Genomic DNA, 23,596 nt, shown 5'->3' on the forward strand with positions numbered 1-23,596 from the left:
CTAGTCGGAGGCTGCGGTGAGCGCCGACAACTCCTCGTCGGACAGCCGCAGCTCGCCCACCGGCAGCAGGTCGGCCAGCTGTTCCGGAGTGCGGGCACTCGCGATCGGCGCGGCGACCGTGGGCTGCGCGGCCAGCCAGGCCAGCGAGACCGCGGCGATCGGGACGCCGTGAGCGGCGGCGATGCGATCCAGCTCGCCCAGCACACGCTCGCCCCGCTCGTCGAGATAGGACGCCGCGCCCTGGGCCCGCGGGCTGTCCACCTCGACCCCCGGCCGATACTTGCCGGTCAGAAACCCCTTGGCCAGCGCGTAGTACGGCACCGTCGCCAGCCCCTCGGCACTCGCCAGCGGCAGCACATCGCGCTCGAAGTCCGCCCGCTCCACCAGGTTGTAGTGCGGCTGGATGGCCACGTACCGGGCCAGCCCCTCCCGGTCGGCGACGGCCAGCGATTCGCGGATGCGGTCGGTGGACATATTGGACACGGCCACATACCGCACCTTCCCGGCGCGGACCAGTTCGTCGTAGGCGGCGACCGTCTCCGCCACCGGGGTGTCCGGATCGTCGTAGTGCGCGTAGTACAGATCGATGTAGTCGGTGCCGAGCCGCCGCAGCGATGCGTCGGCCGCACCGTGAATCGCCTTGGCGGACAAGCCCTCGAACGGCGCGAGCCGACTGCCCTTGGTGGCGATCACCACACTGTCGCGGTTGCCGCGTGCGGCCAGCCACTGTCCGAGCACGGTCTCGGACTCGCCGCCGCTGTTACCGGGCACCCAGGCCGAGTACACGTCGGCGGTGTCGACGAAATTCCCGCCGGCCGCCGCGTAGGCATCCAGTACCGCGAAGGATACGGCCTGGTCGGCGGTCCATCCGAACACGTTGCCACCGAGGCACAGGGGAAACACATCCAAATCGGTTGTACCAAGTTTCGCCATGAGTTCGAACGTACTCCGCGGTCCGGCGGCGGTCTCGCGAGATTCTCAGCCCTTTCGGACATTCGCGACTGTGGCATCGAACACGTCGCCGAGCGCCCGCATATCCGGTGCGGCGCCGTCGAAGCTCATGTAGGTCGCGTTGATGCGCACGTCACCGATCTGCGCCACCAGCAGCCGCATGGATTGCGTGAGTCCCGGACCGTCCATCGGCCCGGATACGGTGCGCCGCAGCGCGAGTGCGTCGTCGGCGGAGACGGGCGGCGGCGGTTCCACTTGCGTCACAACGGCATTGGCGAGCGGACCGCGCTGCACACGCACGGCTTCGCAGTGCCCCAACTGATCTCGCAACCGGGCCATCGGCTGATCGGTCCGGCTCAGCTCGACGGTGATGGTGGCGCGAGTGTCGTTGTCGGTGCCCACGACGACGGCGAGCCGGTCGGTATCGAACCGCGGCTGCGGCGGCGCGCAATCCTCGGGATCGGCCAGCGACCCGGCCGGAACGCCCGCCAGGTCGGCGACCGCACGGCGGGCCTGCTCGACCGGCAGCACCACGGCCGTGTAGCGGGCGGGGAACCGATCCTGGCCGGGCAGCAGCCGCGCCAGGGGCGTACCGATGTGCCGGGTGACCGCGGTTTGCTGCATGGCCTCCGGAGTGCCCGGCACCGTCTGGCCGCACGCCGCGAGCAGGCCGGTCAGGGCCATACCGCCCAGCACGCGCGCCGCCGCGCTGCCCTTCCTGCGCGGCCGCGGACCCGGTGAATCCGGCACGATCACACTTTTCACTATGCCGAACGCCCGCTGTTCGCCGGGACTGCCACGCCGGGGCCGCGCGCCGGGAATGCGAATCGCGCCTCGCCCGTTGTTCGGACGTGCGGTGCACCCACCCGGCGCGGTCTCCGAAGCACATGAGAGACAATGAAGGTGGTTCGCCACATCACATCCGCCGCCGGTTGTGACGGCGGGCCCCGGACTATGACCGGTATGGACGCATTTCCGCCGGGCACGGCTTCGGGACCGGCTATCCGACGCAACGGATGCGGGCGCACCACGCAGGAAGGAGTACGCGATGGACTACGAGTCGCGAATGTACGAGCTGGAGTTCCCCGCTCCGCAGCTGTCGTCCGCCGACGGCGCTGGTCCGGTGCTGGTACACGGGTTGGAAGGCTTCACCGATGCCGGCCACGCGGTACGCCTGGCCACCACTCATCTGCGCGAGAGCCTCGAATCGGAGCTGGTCGCCTCGTTCGACGTGGACGAGCTGCTCGACTACCGGTCGCGGCGCCCCCTGATGACGTTCAAGACCGACCACTTCTCCGACTACGCCGATCCGGAGCTCAACCTGTGGGCGCTGCGCGATACCGCGGGTACCCCGTTCCTGCTGCTGGCCGGGCTGGAACCGGATCTGCGCTGGGAGAAATTCGTCACCGCCACCCGCCTGCTGGCCGAGCAGCTGGGAGTGCGCCGGACCATCGGCCTGTCCGCCATTCCGATGGCGATCCCGCACACCCGCCCGCTCGGCGTCACCGCGCACGCCAGCGACCGCGACCTGATCGGTGAGCATCAGCGCTGGCCGGGTGAGCTGCAGGTGCCCGGCAGTGCCTCGTCGTTGCTGGAGTACCGGATGGCCCAGCACGGCCAGGAGTCGATCGGCTTCTCCGTGCACGTGCCGCACTACCTGGCCCAGACCGCGTATCCGGAGGCCGCGCAGACGCTGCTGGAGAACGTCTCCGAGAACGCCGGACTGGAGTTCCCGCTGGCGGCGCTCAGCGAGTCGGCGGCCAAGGTCCGCGAGCAGGTGAACGAGCACATCGCCGGGAACACCGAGGTGGAGACGGTGGTCAACGCCCTGGAGCGGCAGTACGACAGCTTCGTCACCGCGCAGGAGCGCCAGTCCAGCCTGCTGGCCCGCGAGGCGGACCTGCCGACCGGCGACGAACTGGGCGCGGAGTTCGAACGCTTCCTCGCCGAGCAGGGCGAGTTCGGCGACGGAACAGAGGGCGGGGAACTGCGGTAGTTCGGGGCTGCCGCGCGGTATCGGTTTGCGGAGCGGCCGCCCCTTCCCGGTAACGTAGAAGCACGTGCAGCTTTCCGAGTTGATCCCCGACCGTGTCGTGCCCGACGTCGACGCGGATTGGCTGTACGAGACCTTCGCCGAATGGACGGTCGATCAGGGCCTGGCGCTGTATCCGGCGCAGGAGGAAGCCCTGCTCGAGCTCATGACCGGCGCCAACGTCATCCTGTCGACCCCCACCGGCTCGGGAAAGTCGATGGTCGCGGTGGGCGCGCACTTCGCGGCGCTCAACCGGGGTGAGCGCAGCTACTACACCGCCCCGATCAAGGCCCTGGTCAGCGAGAAGTTCTTCGCGCTGTGCGAGGTGTTCGGCGCCGACCGGGTCGGCATGGTGACCGGCGACGCGGCGGTGAATCCGACCGCGCCGATCATCTGCGCGACCGCCGAGATCCTGGCCAATCTGGCGCTGCGCGAGGGCGCGGCCGCCGACGTCGGCCAGGTGGTGATGGACGAGTTCCACTTCTACGCCGACCCGGACCGCGGCTGGGCCTGGCAGGTGCCGCTGCTGGAGCTGCCGCGGGCGCAGTTCCTGCTGATGTCGGCCACGCTCGGCGAGGTCGACTTCTTCGCCCGCGATCTCGAACGCCGGACCGGACGCCCCACCGCGCTGGTGAGCGGCTCGGAACGCCCTGTGCCACTGACGTTTTCGTATCGCCGCACGCCCATCACCGAGACGCTGGAGGAACTGGTCACCACGCACCAGTCCCCCGTCTACGTCGTGCATTTCACCCAGGCCGCGGCCCTCGAGCGGGCACAGGCGCTCACCAGCGTCAACTTCGCGTCCAAGGCGGAGAAGGAGGCGATCGCCGAGGCCATCGGCGGCTTCCGCTTCTCCAGCGGGTTCGGCAAGACGCTGTCGCGGCTGATCCGGCACGGCATCGGCGTGCACCACGCCGGCATGCTGCCCAAGTACCGCCGCCTGGTGGAGCGGCTGGCCCAGGAGGGCCTGCTGAAGGTGGTGTGCGGCACCGACACCCTGGGCGTCGGGATCAATGTGCCGATCCGCACCGTGCTGCTCACCGGCCTCACCAAATTCGACGGGGTGCGCACCCGCCGCCTCAAGGCCCGCGAATTCCACCAGATCTCCGGGCGGGCCGGTCGCGCCGGGTACGACACCACCGGCACGGTCGTGGTGCAGGCGCCCGAGCACGAGATCGAGAACGCCCGCCTGCTCGCCAAGGCCGGTGACGATCCGAAGAAGCAGCGCAAGGTGCAGCGCCGCAAGCCGCCGGAGGGCTTCGTGTCCTGGTCCGAGGACACCTTCGACCGCCTCGTCGCCGCCGAGCCGGAGCCGATGGTGTCGCGCTTCCGGGTCACCAATTCGCTACTGCTCAATGTCATCGCCCGCCCCGGCAACTGCTTCGACGCCATGCGCCATCTGCTCGAGGACAACCATGAGCCACGCCCGGCGCAGCGTAAACATATCCTCGAGGCGATCCGGCTGTATCGCGCGCTCCGAGACGCGGGCGTGGTGCAGCAGCTCGACGAGCCCGACGAGACCGGCCGTCGCGCCCGGCTGACCGTCGACCTGCAGCGCGACTTCGCCCTCGACCAGCCGCTGTCGCCGTTCGCGCTGGCCGCCCTGGAACTACTTGACAGCGATGCGCCGACTTACACACTGGATGTGGTGTCGATCATCGAATCCACGCTGGAGGACCCGCGTCAGCTGCTGCTCGCCCAGCAGCACAAGGCGCGCGGCGCCGCCATCGGGGAGATGAAGGCCGACGGCATCGACTACGACGAGCGCATGGAGCTCATCGAGGACATCACCTGGCCCAAGCCGCTCGCCGAGCTGATCGAACCGGCCTTCGAGACCTACCGCGCGGGCCATCCCTGGGTGTCCGAGTTCAGTCCCGCCCCCAAGGCGGTGGTGCGCGAAATGATCGAGCGCGCAATGACTTTCACCGAGCTGATCAACGAGTACGAACTGGCTCGCTCCGAGGGCATGGTGCTGCGCTACCTCGCCGACGCCTACCGCGCGCTGCGCCGCACCGTCCCCGAATCCGCGCGCACCGAGGAGCTGGAAGACGTCACGGAGTGGCTCGGCGAGCTGGTCCGGCAGGTGGATTCGAGCCTGCTCGACGAGTGGGAGCAGCTGACCAACCCGGGCGCGGAGAACGACGCCGAGCAGCTGGCCTTCGGCGCGGAGACCGTGCGCCCGATCTCGGCCAACGAGCGCGCGTTCAAGGTGATGGTGCGCAACGCCGTGTTCCGCCGCGTCGAGATGGCCGCGCTGCGACGCTGGCAGGCGCTCGACGACCTCGGCGACGGCCCGGACTGGGAGCACGACCTCGCGCCGTACTTCGACGAATACGGCGAGATCGGCACCGGCCCGAACGCGCGCGGCCCGCGGTTGTTCCAGCTCGAGCAGCGCCCCGGTTTCTGGCACGTGCGCCAGGTGCTCGACGATCCGGCCGGTGACCACGGCTGGTCGGTCGACGCGGTCGTCGATCTGTCCGAATCCGACGCCGCCGGCGAGGTGGTGTTCGACGACGTGGCGGTGACGGCGGGATGACCGGCGCATTCGCACGACTCGCGCTCCGAAGACCCGTCCCGCGGGACGCGGCTCGCCGCTCCCGTCAGTGATCAAGACGACGTTAATCCGGTTCGTTTTCCATGCCGTCCCGCTGATACTCTCGCGCTCGCTGCCTGCAGCGGGGAGGCTGCCCGGAAGAAAGAGAGTCCCCTTAGATTGTTGGATACACACGCGCCCGAGTCACCTTGTCTCGTCATCGATCTCGCCCGGGTGCGCGACAATTACCGCGCACTGCGGTCCGCGCTACCCACCGCGCGAATTCGATTCGCGGTCAAGGCTTCTCCGATGCCGGAGATCATCCGGCTGCTCGCCGCGGCGGGCGCGGAATTCGACGTCGCCAGTATCGGTGAGATCGAGCAGTGCCTGAGCCTGGGCGTCGATCCCGCCGTGCTCTGCTACGGCAACCCCCTGAAGAAGGCGAGCCAGATCGCGACCGCCTACGCCTCGGGCGTGCGCCGGTACGCCTTCGACACCGAGGACGACCTGGATCGCATCGCCGAGCATGCCCCGGGGTCGGAGGTGGAATGCCGCTTCCTGGCCTCGGCGCCGCAGTCGCAGACCCCGTTCGGCGCCAAGTTCGGCTGTGCGCCGGGCGAGGCGGTGCGGCTGCTGGTGCGCGCCCGCGATCTCGGCCTGCGGCCGGTGGGTCCCTACTTCCACGTGGGCTCTCAGCAGCTGGATCCGGTCGCGTGGCAGATCGGCCTCGAACAGGCGGGTGCCATCGCGGAAGCGTTGGCGGTCAAGGACATTCCGGTGCGATCGGTGAATATCGGTGGCGGACTGCCGATTTCGTATGTCGATCCGGCGCCGGAGCTGTCCGATCTGGGTGCGGTGATCGCCGAGGCGGCGACGCGGTACCTCCCGGAGCACAGCGAACTGGTGGTGGAACCCGGCCGGGCCCTGGTGGGCAACGCCGGTGTGATTCACGCCGAGGTCGTGAACGTGCGCATCGCGCCGGACGGGCGGCGCTGGGTATACCTCGACATCGGCCGCTACAACGGCATGGCCGAGACCGAGAACGAGTACATCGCTTATCGCATCGAAACCTTACGAGACGGTGACCCCCGCGACGAGGCGGTGATTGCCGGACCGACCTGCGACGGAGACGATGTACTGTATCAACGCACGCGGGTCCTGTTACCGACCACGCTGCGAGCCGGTGATCCCGTTCGGATCCTCGATACCGGCGCTTATACGGCGAGTTATTCGTCGGTGTCCTTCAACGGTTTTCCGCCTTTGACTGTGCATGTCATCGGCGCTGAGCGAGAGTGAGTTTGCCCATGACGGCAGAATTCACCGGCTGGCATGTGCTGGCCGAGTTCGGTGGTGTCGACGCGGCTCTCTGCGACGACCTCGAACGACTCGAAGCAGCACTTCGAAAATCGTTGCTCGCCGCGGGCGTGACGATCTGCGATGTGGTGCACAAGAAGTTCGAGCCGATGGGCGTCACGGTGCTGGCGCTGCTATCGGAGTCGCATGCCTCCATCCACACCTATCCGGAATCCGGTGACATCTTCGTCGACGTGTTCACCTGCGGGAGTATCGGCGCGGGTGCGACCAAGGCGGTCGACCTGCTGGCCGCCGAGCTGTCCCCCGGGACCGTGCACACCGAGGTCATCCAGCGCGGGCACTCGGCGCGGCGCATCCACGAGCCGGTGGGCGCCGGTCTGACCCGCATCTGGGATCTCTCCGAGGTGCTGGTCGACACCCGAACTCCGTTCCAGCACATGGTGATCGCGCGGACCGAACAGGGCATCTCGCTGTTCTCCGACGACGATCGCCAGTCCACCGAGTTCTCCCAGCTGACCTATCACGAGGCGATGCTGGTCCCGGCGTACGCGCTGGCGGCGAAGCTCGACAATGTGCTGATCGTCGGCTCCGGCGAGGGGGTCGCCAGCCAGATGTCGGTGGCGGCCGGGGCATCCCGGGTCGATCACGTCGACATCGACCAGCTCGAGGTGGAGCTGTGCGCGAAGCACCTCCCCTACGGCTACACCGAGGCCGATCTGGCCGAGGCGGTCGCGGGCAGCGGGCCGATCCGGATGCACTACGCCGACGGTTGGGACTTCCTGGGCAAGGCCGAGGCCGAGGGCGTGCGCTACGACGTCATCGTCATCGACCTGCCCGACGAGCGGGTCGAGGACGCCCAGCACAACCGCCTGTACGAGGAGGAGTTCCTCACCCGATGTAAGGCGCTGCTGTCCGACGGCGGCGTGCTGGCGGCGCAGGCGGGCTGTGCGACCATGTGGCGCAACGAAACCCTGAAGCGGTCGTGGCAGCGGTTCCGCGACCTGTTCGACACGGTCGTCCCCTACGGCTCCGACGAGCACGAGTGGACGTTCCTGTTCGGCGTCGCGCAGCCGGTCGCCGATCCGGTCGCCGCGATGACGGAGCGGCTGTCGCGGCTGCCGTATCGGGCCGCGACGATCGACGAGCAGGCCCTGGTCCGCGGCGCCATCGAACCGCACGCCTTGCGCGTGGGCGCCGCCGTAGCCTGAGCCGACCGGTACGGGGCACCGGCGTCACCGCCAGCCGGGCACCTGGCCACGCCTCCCGGCGATTGCGCCACGGCCGCCCCGGCGATTGCGCCGCCGCCCGGCATTGCGGACGCCCGCCCGGACACCTTGTCCGGGCGGGCGTTTCGCTGGCCGTGCTGCTCGACGTTTCGCTGTCCGTACTATTCGACGTTGCTGTTCGCACTACTCGGAGCGGGCCGGTTCGGTCCAGGACCATCGGTAGCCGTCGACGTAGCCGGCGAGGTAGCCCTGCCCGTAATCACCCGGCCGCACCAGCGGCGGCGTGGCGGTCTCGCCCGCGAGGTGGCGGGCGGCCGCGACACCGTCCCGGTACCCCGCGCGGTACCCCGCGCGGTAGCCCGTGTGGTAGTTCTGCGCAGCTTGGGCCATATCGAGCTCCTCGGGCAGGGGTGGCTGCCATTCGGATCGAGCGAGTGAGCGGTCTCGCGGGCACGTCGGCGGGCCTTCGGGCGCGATACACCGACCGGGCGGCGGCGCATCGCCGTCACCGCAAGTATGCACCGAGAACCGCTGGTGGCGTGGCCGTTTCCCGCGTCCGATGTGCGGTTCCGCGGCCCGTGTCACCGGTGCCCGGATGGCGTGCCAGCACGTAGCGCAGTTCGGTGCGCCGCCGCACCCGCAGCTTCCGGTAGGTGTGGGTCAGATGCTGCTCCACGGTGCTCACGGTGACACCGAGCGTCCGGGCGATCTCGCGATTGGACACCCCCTGGGCGGCCAGTTCCGCCACCCGATACTCGGCGGTGCTCAGCTCCGCGCCCACCGATGCCGAATCATGCTGTGCCCCCGCATCTTTCGCACTCGGACCGCCTGGATCGCCCGTTCCGGCGACACGCTGCGGATCCCGGGCACATCGCCGTCGCAACGGCTCGGCCCCGCACTTGTCGGCCAGGGTCAGGGCGGCGTGCCGGACCGCGTGCGCGCGAGCCTGCCTGCCGATCATCTCGTAGGCCGTCGCCAGCTCGGCCAGTGTCGCCGCCAGCTCCAGCTCGTTGTCGTTGCGGCGCGCGATGGCCGCGGCCTCCTGCAGCGGGGGAATGCGGTCGCGCGGATCCCTGGTCGCCGCGATCAGCCGCAGTGACACCCCGCCGCTGGCATGCCGCTGCGCCGTCCCGAGCCGCCGCAGATGGGCCTCGGCGTAGCCGCGGGTGCGGCCGTGATCGCCGCGGGCCAGGTGCGCCTCGGCCAGATCGTTGCGCCACGGCACCAGCCCGGGGATGTCCAGGCGCCACCGCAGCATCAGCTCGCCGCACCGGTGAAAATCGGCCAGTGCCCGGTCCGGACCGGCCGTGACCAGCCGCAGATGGCCGCGAGCGTGCAAGTACGGCAGGGTCATTCGCGAATCGGCGAGTTCGGCGGGCAGCTGCCGGTCGAGTTGCAGGTGTGCCTGCTCGTAGCGGCCCGCGGCGGTGAGCGCGCGGACGTGCGCCGCCACCGGGAGGGCGGCGCCGGCGCCGAGATTCGCGGCGGGAATACAGTTCAGCGCGAGGTCCGCGGAGCCGACGGCCTCGGTCAGCCGTCCCTGGCGCAGCGAGATCTCCGCCCGCAGCGCGGCGAATTCGGACTGCCAGGTCGGCGCCCGCCGGGCCGTCGCCTCGGCCAGCAGCGCATCGCACCAGGCCGCGGCCAGCACGAGCCTGCCCGCGTAGATCAGCCCCTCGAGGGCGACCCGCAGCGGGCCGACCGTCGAGGCGTCGAGGCGATGCCTGGCCAGGATGCGGTAGGCCGTGGTCGCGGTGGCCTCGCCGGTACTGTCGGCGGGGAACGCGGCCAGCAGCCGGGTGGCCAGCGCGTGCGCCGAATCCGGCGCCGACACCGTATGCCGTTGCGGCGCCGGGCAATCGGCGGCGGCCTCGGGGTAGGTGTAGCCGATCCAGGAGCGCAGGAACGCCAGCTCGTCGGCCGTGGTGCCGTCGGTCACCGCCACCGGGCCGACCACGTCCAGCGCCGACCGCACCTGCTCGCGGTGGCCGTGCCAGAGCAGGCACCGGGCCGCGACCGGTCGCGCCGGAATCGGCAGCGAGCCCGCGGCCGCGGCCGCCTTCAGGCGGGCGAAATTCCTGGTGGCCGTGGAGGGATTGCTGTGCCACTCCACCGATACCAGCTGCGCCGAGGTCTCGGCCCGCTCGCCGGCGTCCGCGCTGGATCGGTAGGCGACCTCCAGATAGCGCACCGCCGTGTCGAATTCGTCGACCGACAGCGCATCGTCGGCCGCGCGGCGCAGTACGGTGCGCGCCCACGGTTCCTGCGGCTCCCCCGCGGCGACCAGATGTTCGGCAATATCGGCCGGAGAGGCGCCGCGCTCGTAGAGAATGTGCGCGGCGCGGCGGTGCAGACCCCGCCGCAGTTCCGGCGCCGTGCCGCGGAGGATGGCGTCCGCGGCGTGTGCACAGCGAAAACGCGAATCCTCGAGAAATCCGGCCGCGGTGAGCCTGTCGACAATTTCGTAAACCACCGCCGCATCGATACCGGCCAGATCGACGACGACATCGAGCGTGCTGCGCACACCGAGTACGGCAATCGACTGCACGACCCGGGCGCCGGGCGAAGGCGCCGACCCGCAATATGACGAAATTTCGCAGCCGGATCCGGCATGGCTGCACAACGACGAGCGTGAACAATCAACCGAATGCATCGCCCCTCCGCAAACATGATCGACAAGCAGCCGTATATTACCGCCGAAATCGCGTCCCAGACACGCGATCGAGCCTGTGACGCACCACAATTCGCCCGGGTAGGGGTTTTCCCCGGGTTGACACCGGGGTGCGCACCGTCTCCTCCGGCGGATCTGCGAGTGCCTCGCGCACCGCCCCCGAAACCCCCTTTTCGGGATTAGGGGTCGCCTTGGGGTTGGCACACAGAGCCGGTCCGGCGCACGATCTACGGCGAACCGGATTCACTCTCAGGAAACGGGCCGAGCCGCGAGTTACCGCGCATTTCATCGACGATCCCGAGCGCCCACTCGATAATCTTCCGCACCCGGCTATTCCGTCCTGCGAGCGAATCGATCCGGTGGACAAGATCACCGACAGAGGGAATACCATGCGGGCAGCAACGGGCCGGGACGATATCGCAGTGGTAGGCATCGGGTGCCGTTTTCCCGGGGGAATCGGTTCACCCGGGCAGCTCTGGGAATTCGTCGCCGCCGGACAGCACGTCTCCAGCGAATTTCCGGCAGAACGGCCGATGCCGGAAATGGTGGGCATGGCGGAGCCGGAGATCATCGCCGCATTCGCCCCGAAGGGCGGGTTCATCGAGGAGCCCGGAGCATTCGACTCGGAGTTCTTCGGCATCAGCCCGCGCGAGGCCCGGGCGATGGATCCGCAACAGCGGATCGCGCTCGAGGTGTGCTGGCAGTCGCTCGAGCACGCCGGTATCGATCCGCATCGGCTGCGGCAGTCGCGGACCGGCATCTACATCGGCTCCATGGCCGGTGACTACGCGTATCTCGCGTTCGGGCAACAGGATATCGATCCCGGCTACATCGCGACGGGTATGAGCCAGAGCGTGCTGTCGGGCCGGATCTCGTATCTGCTCGGCTTCGAGGGCCCGGCGATGACGGTGGACACCGCCTGCTCGTCGTCGCTGGTGGCCGTGCACCTCGCCGCGCAGGCGCTGCGCGGCGCCGAATGCACGCTGGCACTGGCCGGCGGCGTGACCATCATGTCGACGCTGACCGGGTTCTACGCGCTGGGCCAGCACGGCGCGGTGTCGCGGGACGGCCGCAGCAAGGCGTATTCGGCCGACGCGGACGGGTTCTGCGTCGCGGAGGGCGCGGCCATGCTGGTGCTGGAGCGCGCCGACGACGCCCGTCGGCACGGGCATCGCATTCTCGCGCTGCTGCGCGGGTCGGCGATCAACCAGGACGGGGCGTCGAAGGGGCTGACGGTGCCCAGCGCCGCGGCGCAGACCGCGCTCATCGAGTCGGCGCTCGCCGATGCCGATCTCACGGCCGCCGAGGTGGACGTGGTCGAGGGCCACGGCACGGGGACGCCGGTGGGTGATCCGCTGGAACTGGAGGCGTTGTTCGCGGGCTACGGGCAGGGCCGCCCGGCCGATTCGCCGTTGCTGCTGGGATCGATCAAATCGAACTTCGGGCATGCGCAGGCGGCCGCGGGGGTGGCCGGGATCGTGAAGATGATCGAGGCCATCCGGCACGGCATCGTGCCCGCGAGTCTGCATGTCGCCGAACGCACCTCGAGCGTGGACTGGTCCTCGGGCGCGGTCGAGGTCGTCACGGCGGCGCGGCCCTGGCCCGAGCACGGGCGGCCGCGCCGCGCCGGAATCTCGTCGTTCGGCATCAGCGGCACCAATGCCCACGTGATCGTGGAGCAGGCTCCGGAGCCGCCCGCCGCCCTCGTGCCGGTACCGGAATCCACTGCCGCCGAGATGATCTGGACCGTATCCGGCCGCAGCGCGCAGGCCCTGTCGGAGCAGGCGCGCACACTGCTCGACCATCTGCGCGCCCATCCGGAACTCGACCACGGCGCGGTGGCGTATGCGCTGGCGACCACGCGGGCGGCGTTCGAACATCGCGCGGCCGTCATCGGTTGCGCCGCGGGCGATCTGCACGAGGGGCTGGCGGCGATCGCGGAGGGCCGCCTGCTGGGCACGATCCACGGGGTGGCCGCCGACCACCGAGTGGTCTTCGTATTCCCCGGCCAGGGCGCGCAATACGTCGGCATGGGCGCGCGACTCATGCGGGAGTCGCCGGTGTTCGCCGCGCACGTGCGCGCCTGCGACGAGGCCTTCGCGCAGTTCGTGGACTGGTCGGTGGCCGACACCCTGGCGGCCGTCCCCGGCACCCCGAACCCCGAGCGCATCGACGTGGTGCAGCCGCTGCTGTTCACGACCATGACGGCGATGGCGGCGCTGTGGCAGTCGCTGGGCGTGAAACCGGATGCGGTACTGGGGCATTCGCAGGGTGAGGTGGCCGCCGCGTATGTCGCCGGGGTGCTGTCGCTGTCGGATGCCGCGCGCATCGTCGCGCTGCGCAGCCGGGCTATCGGGACCCTCGCCGGGACCGGCGCGATGGTGTCGGTCAACGCCCCCGCCGAACAGGTCGAGGAGATCCTCGCGGGCTTGGCCGGATTGACCGTGGCCGCGGTCAATTCCCCACGGACGACTGTTGTCTCGGGCGGGCTCGATGCCGTGCAGGCACTGCTGTCGCGCTGCGAGGAGCAGGGCGTGCGGGCCCGGCGCATCGGCTCCGACGTGGCGGGGCACTCCAGCCACTTCGATGTCCTGCGCGCGGAGGTGGAGTCCGCCGTCGCCCCGGTCACCGCGCACGACACCGAGGTGGCGATCTTCTCCACGGTCACCGGCGACCTGCTGTCGCCGCTCGAGCTCGGCCCCGGGTACTGGTTCCGCAATATGCGCGAGACGGTGCAGTTCGACGCCGGATTCCAGGCCGCCTATCAGTCGGGCTACACGGCGTTCCTGGAGATGAGCACGCATCCGGTGCTGACCGCCGCGATGCACGAATCGCTCGAACACTGGGGCGCGGAACCGGAATTCGTCGTCGTCACCGGTTCGGTGGACCGCGACGACGACGGCCTGCACGGATTCCTGTCCGCGCTGGCCCGCGCGCATGTGCGCGGCGTCTCGCCGGACTGGCCCGTGCTGTTCGACGGGTACCGCGGCGGCGTGGAGCTGCCGACCTACGCCTTCCAGTACCAGAAGTACTGGCTGACGGCCGCGGGAACGATGCTCGGCGGCAAGCCGTCCGGATTCGGCCTCGCCGACCCCGGCCACCCGCTGCTCGGCGCGATGACCGAACTGCCGGGCGCCGACAAGTACACCTTCACCACGCGGCTGTCGGTGGCCACCCACGCCTGGATGGCCGACCACGCCCTCAACGGCAACATCCTCGTACCGGGCGCGATGCTGCTGGAGCTGGCGCTGCACGTCGGCGACAGCGTGGGCTGCCCGCGCGTGGAGAAGCTGACCATGTACACCCCCATCACGCTGCCCGAGCGCGGCGCCGTGCACGTCCAGGTGCTGGCCGGTGAGCGAAACAGGCAGGGGCAGCGCACGATCGCCGTCTACTCCCGGCCCGAGGCCGACGACACCGCCGAGAACCTGTGGAGCCTGCACGCCGACGGGCTCCTGAGCGTGGCCCAGGAGACGGCCGTCGACCAGCAGGGCCTCGAGATCTGGCCGCCGATCGGCGCCGAGGTGGCGATGGACCCCGCGGCGACCTATCGGGGTCTCGCCGCCCTCGGGTACCAGTACGGACCGATATTCCAAGGGATGCAGGCGGTCTGGCGCCGGGGCGAGGACGTCTTCGCCGAGGTCGCCCTGCCCGAGTCGGTGAACGACGCCGACAAGTACGGCCTGCATCCGGCACTGCTGGATTCCGCGCTGCAGGCGACCGCTGCGGTCGCGGAACTGACGGCGGTGCAGGGCAACGCGATCCGGCTGCCGTTCGCCTGGGAGCAGGTGTCGCTGTACGCGGTCGGCGCCGCGGCGCTGCGGGTGCGGCTGACGCCCGCGGGCACGGACCGGGTGCGCTGGCTGCTGTGCGACAGCGGCGGCCGCCCCATCGGCACCGGGGTGTTGCAGGTTCGGACGATCTCCATGACGAAGCTCGCCGAACGCGGGCTGTCCGCGCAGCAGGAATCGCTGTTCCGGATCGACTGGCTGCGGGCGCCGCTGTCACGGGCGCGGTATTCCGGCGGCTCCGAGGAATGGGTCGTGGTCGGCGAGCACGGCGTCGCCGACGCGGAAACCCTTCCCGCGCTTCATGATCTGGACGAGCTCCTGACCGGGGACGGCCCACTGCCGCCGGTGGTGGTGTGGTCGCCGCCCGGTGCTCCGGGTAGCACTCGGGATCGCCTGGTCGCGGTGCTGGACCGCCTGCAGCGGTGGCTGGCCGACGACCGCTGCGCGGAAACCACATTGGTGCTCCTCGCCCGCGGCACCCACGCCGCCGACGAGTCCGAGGACGTCACCGATCCAGCGGGTGCGGCGGTCTGGGGGCTGGTGCGCAGCGCGCAGACCGAGAATCCGGACCGCATCGTGCAGATCGATCTGGACGACAGCGCCATCACCCTCGACGATATCGCGACCGCCGTAGCGTCCGACGAGCCCGAATTGCTGTGGCGGCGCGGCGAATTCTGCGGCCGGCGCATCCGGACCGAGCCCGAGTCGGCCGTCGGCGCCGGGAAGCTGCTGCAGGCGCCCTGGCGGCTCGACATCCCGTCGTCGGGCAATCTCGAGGATGCCGCGCTGGCCGCCGCGGAACCGGTCGGCGAGCTGCCCGCCGGTGCGGTGGCCGTCGACCTGCGCGCCGCGGGAATCTCCTTCCCGGTGGTGCTGGCCGGACTGGACGCGGCGCACGGCGTCCCGGACCGGGTCGTCCACGAGGCCGCGGGGGTGGTGACGGCGACGGCTCCCGATGTCACCGAATTCGCCGTCGGCGACCGGGTTTTCGGCCTGTTCGGCGGCATCGGCTCGGCCGTGACCACCGACCACCGCGTCCTGGCGCGTGTGCCGGAGGCGTGGTCGTTCGCCGAGGCCGCGACCGCGCCGGTCGCGTATCTGACCGCGCTGCACGCACTGCGCAGCGCCGAGGCCAAGCCGGGGCAGACGATCATGGTGCACTGCGCGGCCGGCGGCGTCGGCACCGCGGCGATCCACCTGGCCCGACGGCTCGGCCTCGAGATCTTCGCCACCGCGAGCACCGCCAAATGGGATGCGCTGCGCTCCTTGGGGATCGACGACGATCACCTGGGCGACTCGCGTTCGGCGCGGTTCGCCGATGTCTTCGGCGAGCGCGGGGTCGACATCGTGCTCAATCTGCTGCCCGAGCAGCTCACCGGCGCCGCGCTCGGCCTGGTCGCCCCCGGCGGGCGGTTCGTCGAGGTCGGGCGGGCCACCGTGCTCACGCCCGAACAGGCGGGCGAGCGGCGCGGCGATATCGGATATTCGTCGTTCGAGCTGGGCGCCCTCGACCCGGATCGACTGCGGGACATGCTGAGCGAACTCGTGGGCTGCTTCGGCCGCGCCGAGCTGCCACCGCTGCCGCTGACCCGCTTCGACGTCCGGCACGCCGCCGCCGCGCTGCGCTACACCAGCGAGGCCCTGCACACCGGCAAGGTCGTGCTGACCTGGCCGCGCGCCTTCGACCCCGGCGCCACCGTGCTCGTCACCGGCGGCACCGGCACCATCGGCGGACTCGTCGCCCGGCATCTGGTGACGCGGCACGGTGCGCGAAACCTGCTGCTGGCCAGCCGGAGTGGCGCGCAGGCCCCGGGAGTATCGGATCTGGTCGCCGAGCTGTCCGGCGAGGGCGCCCACGTCACCGTGGCATCCTGCGACACCTCCGACGTCCGGGCCCTCGCGGAGCTGCTCGGCACGATTCCCGCCGACCATCCGCTGGGCGCGGTCGTCCACGTCGCCGCCACGATCGCGGATGCGACCCTGCCGAGCCTCACCCCGGAACATATCAACGCCGTCCTGCCCGCCAAGGCCGACGGCGCACAGTACCTGCACGAGCTGACCGCGCACCTCGACCTGTCGATGTTCGTGCTGTTCTCCTCCGCCGCAGGGACTTTGGGGTCGCCCGGTCAGGCCAACTACGGCGCGGCCAACGTCTACGTCGACGCGCTGGCGCAGCACCGGTACCACCGCGGGCTGCCCGCCACCTCGATGGCGTGGGGCTGGTGGGCCGAGACCACCGCCAACACCAGCACTCTCGACGAGAAGGACCGCGCCCGCCTGACCCGGATGGGCATCACCCCGATGTCCACCGCGGCGGCCATGCAGATGTTCGACGCGGCCCTGCACACCGGCCGCCCGCATCTGGTGCCGATCGGTATGAACCTCGGCCTGCTGCGCGCCGCCGCCGCGGTGACCGAGCTGCCGCCGCTGTTCCGGGCGCTGCTGCACACCCGGCCCCGGGTCACCCAGCAGATGGGCGATCCCGGCCAGCTGGCCAAGCGGCTCACCGGACTCGATCAGCAACAGCAGCACGCGGTCGTGGTCGAGATGGTCCGGACGCCGGTGTCGATGGTGCTCGGATACTCCTCGCCCGCCGACATCCAGCCCGACCGGGAATTCACGGAGATGGGGATCGACTCGCTCAGTTCGATCGAGCTCGGCACCCATCTGCGCGCGCTCACCGGCTTGAAGCTGCCGAATTCGGTGATCTTCCAGTACCCGACCGCCAATCTGCTGGCCCGGCACATCCTCGATCAGCTGGCGCCCGAGGAGGCCGGGCTGGCCGATCCGATCGTGGCCGAGGTCGAGATGCTGCTGGCCCGCCTGGCCGCCATCCACGCCGAGGCGGCGGTGCCCGCGGAGCTGATCGACCGGCTGTCCACCTCGGTGCACCGGCTCGGCAACGGCCACGCCGGCAGCGCCGAACCCGTTGCGGCCGAACCGATCGAGCACGCCTGAGCAAGGAGAACCGATGACCGCATCCACGCCGCGCGCCGAACTGGAGCGCGAGCTCGGCGGCGAACTGCCCGGCATCGAGCGGCTGTCCGCGCAGCACTGCGCCGACCTGCTGAATCTGGTGCGTACCGCACCGGCACGGGAGCGCGCGGCCGCCCACGCCGAATTCGACGAGAAACTCGCCGCACGCACCCGGCCGACCCGCGCCCTGCTGCGGGCACTCGTCCTCGGGCGGCGGCGATGACCGACGCCCTGACCCGCTTCGAACTCACCGAACTCGCCGCCACCCTGCAGGTGCCGGTCGAGCGCGTGGAGTACCTGAAAGTCCTGCAGCCCCAGCAGCTGCACGCCCTGCGGACCCGAATCACCCTGCGGCTGTTCGACGATTACGCCGGACTGTATCGGCGCCCCGCCCGGTTCCTGCGCCTCGCACCGAAACGCGTTGCCGCACACTACGCGTCGGTGCTGTTGCCGCCGCGGATCCTGGGCCGGTCGGTCGTCACCGTATTCGACGGCCGCGCCGGTGTCCCGCTGGAGAAGCTGACCGGTGTTCCGGCGGCGGTCGTCGCCGACGCGGCACCCTTCATGGACCCGCGCACCGTCGGCCGCGTGGCGGGCACCGTGCCGCCGACGCTGCGCAAGATGCTCGGCGAGGTGGTCGACGAGCTGATCCGGCGCCGCGATTTCACCACGATCGACAGGCTGATCACGCAACTCGGTGCGCAGCCGGGGACGCAGGACACCCATCCGACGATGTCTGAGCGAGGACCATCATGAACAGAATCGAAGTGGTACAGGAGTTGGCGGTGGCGCCGCCGCAGCTGTATTCGATCATCTCCGATACCGATTCGTGGGGCGATTGGTTCACCCTGCACGACCGGTTCCTCGAGCAGCCGCCCGAACAGCTACAGCTGAATTCCCGCCTGGTGCAGGCCATTCGGGTGATGGGCATGTCGCACACCGTGGAGCTGACGGTCACCGAGTTCCGCCCGCCGATCCGGCTGACCCTGTCCGGGCGCGGCACCGGCGGGATGACCTGCGATTTCGAATTCGGGATCGAGCGCAGCCCGGCCGGTACGACGCTGTCGATCTCCGGCGTCTTCGAGGGGCCGATGCTCAACGCGCAGCTGTCGCGGATCGTCGAGGAGGACGGCCGCACCCAGCTGACCGCCTCGCTCGACCGGCTCTCGACGCTGGCCGCGGCGCGCACCCCCGGCCCCGGCCGGTAGCGACCTGGTGTGCGGTCATGTGCCTGGTATTGATCGGCTGGCGCGCCCATCCGGACTACCGCCTGATCGTGGCGGCCAACCGGGACGAATTCCACGCGCGCAGAACGGAACCGCTGCGTCGGTGGCCCGAGCGGCCGACCCTGCTGGCCGGGCGCGACCTGGACTCCGGCACCTCGGCGCCGGGCGTGTGGGCGGGGCTGTCGAACGCCCCGGGCGATCGCCGTTTCGCGGCGGTCACCAACGTTCGCGGTCCGGGCGAATCGCGGGCGGGCGCGCGGTCGCGGGGTGTGCTCGCGCGGGAATTCCTGTGCGCCCAGCGCGCCGATCCGCAGGACTTCATCCGCGGGGCCATCACCGCACGCGACATCTACAACGGCTACAACCTGATCGTCTCGGATCTGCGGCAACTGTGGTGGTGCAGCAATCGCGGCACCGTCCCCGCCCGAGCGCTGGAGCCGGGCTTCCACGGCCTGGCCAACGACGCGCACCTGCGGTCCGGGGACGGCTCGCGGCACCCGCCCTCACCGAAGGTGGAGCGCGGGCTGGATGCGTTGCGGCGCACGGTCGAATCCGGCCCGGACGACCTGGACGGCTACTTCTCCCTGCTCGCCGACCGCACACCCGCACCGGACGACCAACTCCCGGATACGGGGATGTCGCCCGGGATCGAACGCCTGGCCTCGGCCCGCTTCCTCGCCAATCCGCTGTACGGAACCCGCAGCAGCACAGTGCTTCTCGTCCGCGAGGACGGCTCGTTCGCGATGGTCGAGCGATCCTTCGACCGCCTCGGCGATCCGACCGGCGAGGCCCGTCTCGCCGACGCCGCCCTCGACCGCACGGGAGGTGACCGGTGAGCAGATTCATCGACGCCGTCTTCGGCACCGGCCCGGCGCTCGGCCGCGGAATCGTTGTCGGAGAGCCGGATACGCCCACCCGGATCGCCTGGTCGGAGGTCACCGAGACGGCCCGCGAGCTGGCCGGTGGGCTGGCCGCGCTCGGCGTCGGGCGCGGCGACCGGGTGGCCGTTCTGGTCCGCGCGCCCGCCGAGGCCGCACCGCTGGTGCAGGCGGTGTGGCTGCGCGGGGCGGCCGTCACGATGCTGCAGCAGCCGACGCCGCGCACCGACCACACCCACTGGCTGCACGCCACGCTCGGCATGCTCGACGCGATCGATGCCCGGCTGGTGCTGGCCGGTTTGTCGTTCCTGTCGGTGGTGCCGTCGCTGGCCGCGGCGGGTATCCACACCGTCGCCACGGCGGATCTGAGCGGCGGGCGCCCCGCCGGGCCGGTCGGCTGCGCGGAGGGCGATATCGCGCTGCTACAGCTCAGCTCCGGATCGACCGGAACGCCGAAGGCCGTTGCCATCACCCACGAGAACCTGCACCACAACTGGTCGGCCATGACCGAGGTGTACGGATTCACCCCGGAACACGACACCATGGTCAGCTGGCTGCCACTGTTCCACGACTTCGGCATGATCGCCTTTCTCGCCGGGCCCATGCAGTCGGGTATGGACACCGTGTGCGTGACACCCGCGGAATTTCTCGCCGCCCCCGCCGTCTGGCCCGAACTGCTCACCAGGTACCGGGCCACGTTCACCGGCAGCCCCAACTTCGGATACGCGATGCTGGCGCGCACGCTGGCGGCCGCCCCGGCCGGGGCCTACGACCTGTCCGCCCTGCGGATCGCCCTGAACGGCGGCGAACCCATCGACCCGGCCACGGTGCGCGCGCTCACCGATGCCGGGGCCCGATTCGGCTTACGCCCCGGCGCCGTGGCCATGGGATACGGGATGGCCGAGGCCACGCTCGTCGTCGCGCTCACCCGCCCCGGCGAGACGGCCCGCATCGAGACCGTGGATGCGGACCGCCTCGAAACCGAGGGCAGCGCCCGGCCCGCGGTGCTGCGAACCGCGCGGCGCACAAGGGAATTCGTCGCGGTCGGCCGTCCCGTACCGGGCATGGGCGTGCGAGTGGTGGACGAGACCGGAACCCGGTTGCCCGCCCGCACCGTCGGCGAGTTCCAGGTGCGCGGCGGCGCGGTGACCCACCGCTACCGCACCGCCGCGGGCTGGCAGGATGCCCGCGACCGCTCCGGCTGGCTGGCCACCGGCGACCTCGGCTATCTCACCGACACCGGCGAGGCGGTGGTCTGCGGGCGCCGCAAGGACACCATCATCGTGGCCGGGCGCAATATCTTTCCGACCGAGGTGGAGCGGATCGCCGGGCGGGTCGGCGGCGTGCGGGCGGGCAATGCGGCGGCGATACGGCTGTCCCCGGCCGAGGGGCGCGAACATTTCGCCGTCATCGTGGAGTCCCGCCTGCACGACGACGCCGCCGAGGCCGAGCGCATCGGCGCGGAGGTGGCCCGCCGGGTACGCGACGATATCGGCGTCGCGCCGCGCCAGGTGCTCGTCGTCGCGCCGGGGACGCTGCCCAAGACGCCGTCGGGCAAGCTGCGCCGGTCGGCGGCGGCGGTCCTGCTCGCGCCGGATCCGGCCGAACCGGCGAGCGAGGTGCGGTGATGGGCAGCCTGCTGGCGGTCTCGGACCTGCACGTCGGCCATCCGGGCAATCGCGCCGTCGCCGAGGCCGTCGAACCGGCGGCCCCCGACGACTGGCTGATCGTGGCCGGGGATGTCGCGGAGAAGGTCGCCGACATCCGGTGGGCGCTGACCCTGCTACGCAGCCGCTTCGAACGCGTGCTCTGGACGCCCGGGAACCACGAATTGTGGACCACCGCAACCGATCCTGTGCAGCTGCGCGGCGACCACCGCTACCGGTACCTGGTCGAGATGTGCCGCGACCTCGACGTGCTCACGCCGGAGGACGACTATCCGGTGTGGCGCGGCGCGGGCGGCCCCGCCGTGGTCGCGCCGCTGTTCGTCCTGTACGACTACAGCTTCCTGCCGCGCGGCGCCCGCGACCGTGCCGAGGGGCTGGCGATCGCGGAGCAGCACCGCGCCGTCGCGACCGACGAATACCTGATGCATCCCGACCCGCACCGCGATATCGCACAGTGGTGCGCGGATCGGGTGCACTACACCGAAACCCGGCTGGCGGCGGTGGACGAGAACGTCCCGCTGATCCTGGTGAACCACTATCCGCTGGTGCGGGAGCCGACGAGACTGCTGTTCCCGCAACAGTTCTCGATGTGGTGCGGCACCGAGCGCACGGCGCAGTGGCATCGGCGCTACCGGGCGGCGTGCGTGGTGTACGGCCACCTGCACATCCGGCGGGCCGACACCTTCGACGGCGTCCGGTTCGAGGAGGTGTCGGTGGGCTATCCGCGCGAATGGCGGCGGCACGGACTACCCGATCCGCTGCTGCGCCGGATCCTGCCGCCTCCGCCGCCCACCGCACCGGAGGCGGGTGAGACCTGGCTCGCCACCCACCTGCGCCGGGCGATCGTCGCCACGATGTCGGCGGTCTCGACGCCGCGGCCCCACCGCTCCCCGGCCGACGGCCCCTGATCCCGTGCGCCCCAGCCCCACTCGTGTCACCGGAGGTACCGGAATGCAACAGCTCTTCGACGCCGTACTGGCAGGCGTCCGCACACCCGAGGACATCGCGAATACCCCACTGCCCCAGCACTACCGAGCGGTCACGCTGCATCGCGAGGACGTGGGCATGTTCGCGGATCAGGACAGCGCCGACAAGGATCCGCGCAAATCCGTGCACATCGACGAGGTCCCCGTGCCCGAACTGGGACCGGGCGAGGCACTGGTCGCGGTCATGGCCGGGGCCATCAATTACAACACCGTCTGGAGCGCGCTGTTCGAACCGCTGCCCACCTTCGACTTCCTGACCCGCTACGGCCGCACCTCGGCGCTCGCCGCCCGCCACGACCTGCCGTATCACGTCATCGGTTCGGACCTGGCGGGGGTGGTGCTGCGCACCGGCGACGGCGTCACCGCGTGGCATCCCGGCGACGAGGTGGTCGCGCACTGCCTCAGCGTCGAACTGGAGGCGGCCGACGGCCACAACGACACCATGCTCGATCCGGCACAGCGCATCTGGGGATACGAGACGAATTTCGGCGGCCTCGCCGAGCTGGCGCTGGTGAAGTCCAATCAGCTGATGCCCAAGGCCCCGCACCTGACCTGGGAGGAGGCCGCGTCCCCCGGCCTGGTCAACTCGACCGCCTACCGCCAGCTCGTTTCCGGCAACGGGGCCGCGATGAAACTCGGTGACAGCGTGCTGATCTGGGGCGCCGCGGGCGGATTGGGCTCGTTCGCCACGCAATTGGTGCTCGCCGCCGGGGCCACCCCGATCTGCGTGGTGTCCTCGCCGGACAAGGCCCGAATATGCCGGGCGATGGGCGCGCAGGCCATTATCGACCGGACCGCGGAGGGCTTCCGGTTCTGGTCCGACGGCCACCAGAACTACCGCGAATCCAAGCGATTCGGGCGATATGTCCGCGAACTGACCGGCGGCGACGATGTCGACATCGTCTTCGAACATCCGGGCCGGGAGACCTTCGGCACCTCGGTGCTGGTGGCCCGCCGCGGCGGCAGCATCGTCACCTGCGCGTCGACCAGCGGGTTCGTGCACGAATACGACAACCGGTATCTGTGGATGAGCCTGAAGCGCATCATCGGCTCTCATTTCGCCAACTACCGGGAGGCATGGGAGGCCAACCGGCTCATCGCGAAGGGCCGCATCCATCCCACGGTGTCGGTCGTCTACCCGCTCACCGAAACCGCGCAGGGCATCCTCGACGTGCGTCGCAACACCCATCAGGGCAAGGTCGCCATCCGCTGCCTGGCCCCGGCGGAAGGGCTCGGCGTGCGCGATACCGCACTGCGCGAGCGGCATCTGGCCGCCATCAACCGCTTCCGCGCGGACCCCGCGACAGGCAATGACGAAGGCGGACCCCGATGACTCGAAACACCT

At 70.4% G+C, this 23,596-nt stretch carries 16 protein-coding genes; 12 read left to right on the top strand and 4 right to left on the bottom strand.

What is annotated here, in order from left to right:
* Both NM1_RS31070 and NM1_RS31075 read right to left on the bottom strand, forming a co-directional pair.
* Window positions 1–933 (bottom strand): aldo/keto reductase, encoded by a 933-nt coding sequence (locus NM1_RS31070; protein WP_068028047.1) that lies wholly within the window; start codon window positions 931–933, stop codon window positions 1–3.
* A gap of 45 nt (window positions 934–978) precedes the next feature.
* Window positions 979–1,701 (bottom strand): sensor domain-containing protein, encoded by a 723-nt coding sequence (locus NM1_RS31075; protein WP_246011764.1) that lies wholly within the window; start codon window positions 1,699–1,701, stop codon window positions 979–981.
* 298 nt (window positions 1,702–1,999) lie between these two features.
* On the opposite strand from NM1_RS31075, the gene NM1_RS31080 reads away from it, so the two are divergent.
* The 4 genes from NM1_RS31080 (at window position 2,000) to speD (ending at window position 8,038) form a co-directional block, all read left to right on the top strand.
* On the top strand, window positions 2,000–2,947 hold the full coding sequence (locus NM1_RS31080) for a PAC2 family protein (RefSeq protein ID WP_068028053.1): 948 nt from the start codon (window positions 2,000–2,002) through the stop codon (window positions 2,945–2,947).
* Window positions 2,948–3,011: 64 nt separating this feature from the next.
* Window positions 3,012–5,519, top strand: coding sequence for a DEAD/DEAH box helicase (locus NM1_RS31085; RefSeq protein ID WP_068028056.1), 2,508 nt, complete (start codon window positions 3,012–3,014; stop codon window positions 5,517–5,519).
* A 180-nt stretch (window positions 5,520–5,699) separates the two neighbouring features.
* On the top strand, window positions 5,700–6,812 hold the full coding sequence (locus NM1_RS31090) for a type III PLP-dependent enzyme (protein ID WP_255286238.1): 1,113 nt from the start codon (window positions 5,700–5,702) through the stop codon (window positions 6,810–6,812).
* Between the two features lie 8 nt (window positions 6,813–6,820).
* Entirely contained in the window at window positions 6,821–8,038 is a 1,218-nt protein-coding gene (gene speD, locus NM1_RS31095; RefSeq protein WP_068028059.1) for an adenosylmethionine decarboxylase, read from the top strand.
* Window positions 8,039–8,239: 201 nt separating this feature from the next.
* Here the strand turns inward: speD and NM1_RS31100 are convergent, their stop codons facing one another.
* Window positions 8,240–8,446 (bottom strand): hypothetical protein, encoded by a 207-nt coding sequence (locus NM1_RS31100; protein WP_068028063.1) that lies wholly within the window; start codon window positions 8,444–8,446, stop codon window positions 8,240–8,242.
* A 115-nt stretch (window positions 8,447–8,561) separates the two neighbouring features.
* Entirely contained in the window at window positions 8,562–10,580 is a 2,019-nt protein-coding gene (locus tag NM1_RS31105; RefSeq protein ID WP_068028065.1) for a helix-turn-helix transcriptional regulator, read from the bottom strand.
* Between the two features lie 569 nt (window positions 10,581–11,149).
* Here NM1_RS31105 and NM1_RS31110 point away from each other — a divergent pair.
* Genes NM1_RS31110 through ccrA form a run of 8 tightly spaced genes read left to right on the top strand, consistent with a single transcriptional unit; the run spans window position 11,150 to window position 23,584 of the window.
* On the top strand, window positions 11,150–17,476 hold the full coding sequence (locus NM1_RS31110; protein ID WP_169814351.1) for a type I polyketide synthase: 6,327 nt from the start codon (window positions 11,150–11,152) through the stop codon (window positions 17,474–17,476).
* 13 nt (window positions 17,477–17,489) lie between these two features.
* The gene (locus tag NM1_RS31115; RefSeq protein ID WP_068028070.1) at window positions 17,490–17,717 is read left to right on the top strand and encodes a hypothetical protein; all 228 of its coding nucleotides are present in this window, start codon (window positions 17,490–17,492) and stop codon (window positions 17,715–17,717) included.
* Complete coding sequence (locus NM1_RS31120; RefSeq protein WP_068028073.1) at window positions 17,714–18,250, top strand: hypothetical protein; 537 nt, start codon at window positions 17,714–17,716, stop codon at window positions 18,248–18,250. The genes NM1_RS31115 and NM1_RS31120 overlap by 4 nt, the downstream gene beginning before the upstream one ends.
* Window positions 18,247–18,702 (top strand): type II toxin-antitoxin system Rv0910 family toxin, encoded by a 456-nt coding sequence (locus NM1_RS31125; RefSeq protein WP_068028076.1) that lies wholly within the window; start codon window positions 18,247–18,249, stop codon window positions 18,700–18,702. Before NM1_RS31120 ends, NM1_RS31125 begins: the two co-directional genes overlap by 4 nt.
* A 17-nt stretch (window positions 18,703–18,719) precedes the next feature.
* Window positions 18,720–19,556, top strand: a complete 837-nt coding sequence (locus NM1_RS31130) for an NRDE family protein (protein ID WP_068028079.1) — start codon at window positions 18,720–18,722, stop codon at window positions 19,554–19,556.
* Window positions 19,553–21,226: a fatty acyl-AMP ligase gene (locus NM1_RS31135; protein WP_068028082.1), complete on the top strand. Its 1,674-nt coding sequence runs from the start codon at window positions 19,553–19,555 to the stop codon at window positions 21,224–21,226. Before NM1_RS31130 ends, NM1_RS31135 begins: the two co-directional genes overlap by 4 nt.
* Window positions 21,226–22,173 (top strand): metallophosphoesterase family protein, encoded by a 948-nt coding sequence (locus tag NM1_RS31140; protein ID WP_068028085.1) that lies wholly within the window; start codon window positions 21,226–21,228, stop codon window positions 22,171–22,173. Before NM1_RS31135 ends, NM1_RS31140 begins: the two co-directional genes overlap by 1 nt.
* A 43-nt stretch (window positions 22,174–22,216) precedes the next feature.
* Window positions 22,217–23,584 (top strand): crotonyl-CoA carboxylase/reductase, encoded by a 1,368-nt coding sequence (gene ccrA, locus NM1_RS31145; protein ID WP_068028088.1) that lies wholly within the window; start codon window positions 22,217–22,219, stop codon window positions 23,582–23,584.
* The last annotated feature ends 12 nt before the right edge of the window (window positions 23,585–23,596 follow it).

The sequence above is a fragment of the Nocardia mexicana NBRC 108244 genome (genome assembly GCF_001613165.1).
In the GTDB taxonomy this organism is placed as follows: domain Bacteria; phylum Actinomycetota; class Actinomycetes; order Mycobacteriales; family Mycobacteriaceae; genus Nocardia; species Nocardia mexicana.

Bases quoted from the DNA above. Each gene is read 5' to 3' on its own strand.
- NM1_RS31130 (WP_068028079.1), top strand. From the start codon at position 18,720: ATGTGCCTGGTATTGATCGGCTGGCGCGCCCATCCGGACTACCGCCTG.
- NM1_RS31100 (WP_068028063.1), bottom strand. From the start codon at position 8,446: ATGGCCCAAGCTGCGCAGAACTACCACACGGGCTACCGCGCGGGGTAC.
- ccrA (WP_068028088.1), top strand. From the start codon at position 22,217: ATGCAACAGCTCTTCGACGCCGTACTGGCAGGCGTCCGCACACCCGAG.
- speD (WP_068028059.1), top strand. From the start codon at position 6,821: ATGACGGCAGAATTCACCGGCTGGCATGTGCTGGCCGAGTTCGGTGGT.
- NM1_RS31080 (WP_068028053.1), top strand. From the start codon at position 2,000: ATGGACTACGAGTCGCGAATGTACGAGCTGGAGTTCCCCGCTCCGCAG.
- NM1_RS31125 (WP_068028076.1), top strand. From the start codon at position 18,247: ATGAACAGAATCGAAGTGGTACAGGAGTTGGCGGTGGCGCCGCCGCAG.
- NM1_RS31115 (WP_068028070.1), top strand. From the start codon at position 17,490: ATGACCGCATCCACGCCGCGCGCCGAACTGGAGCGCGAGCTCGGCGGC.
- NM1_RS31070 (WP_068028047.1), bottom strand. From the start codon at position 933: ATGGCGAAACTTGGTACAACCGATTTGGATGTGTTTCCCCTGTGCCTC.
- NM1_RS31140 (WP_068028085.1), top strand. From the start codon at position 21,226: ATGGGCAGCCTGCTGGCGGTCTCGGACCTGCACGTCGGCCATCCGGGC.
- NM1_RS31120 (WP_068028073.1), top strand. From the start codon at position 17,714: ATGACCGACGCCCTGACCCGCTTCGAACTCACCGAACTCGCCGCCACC.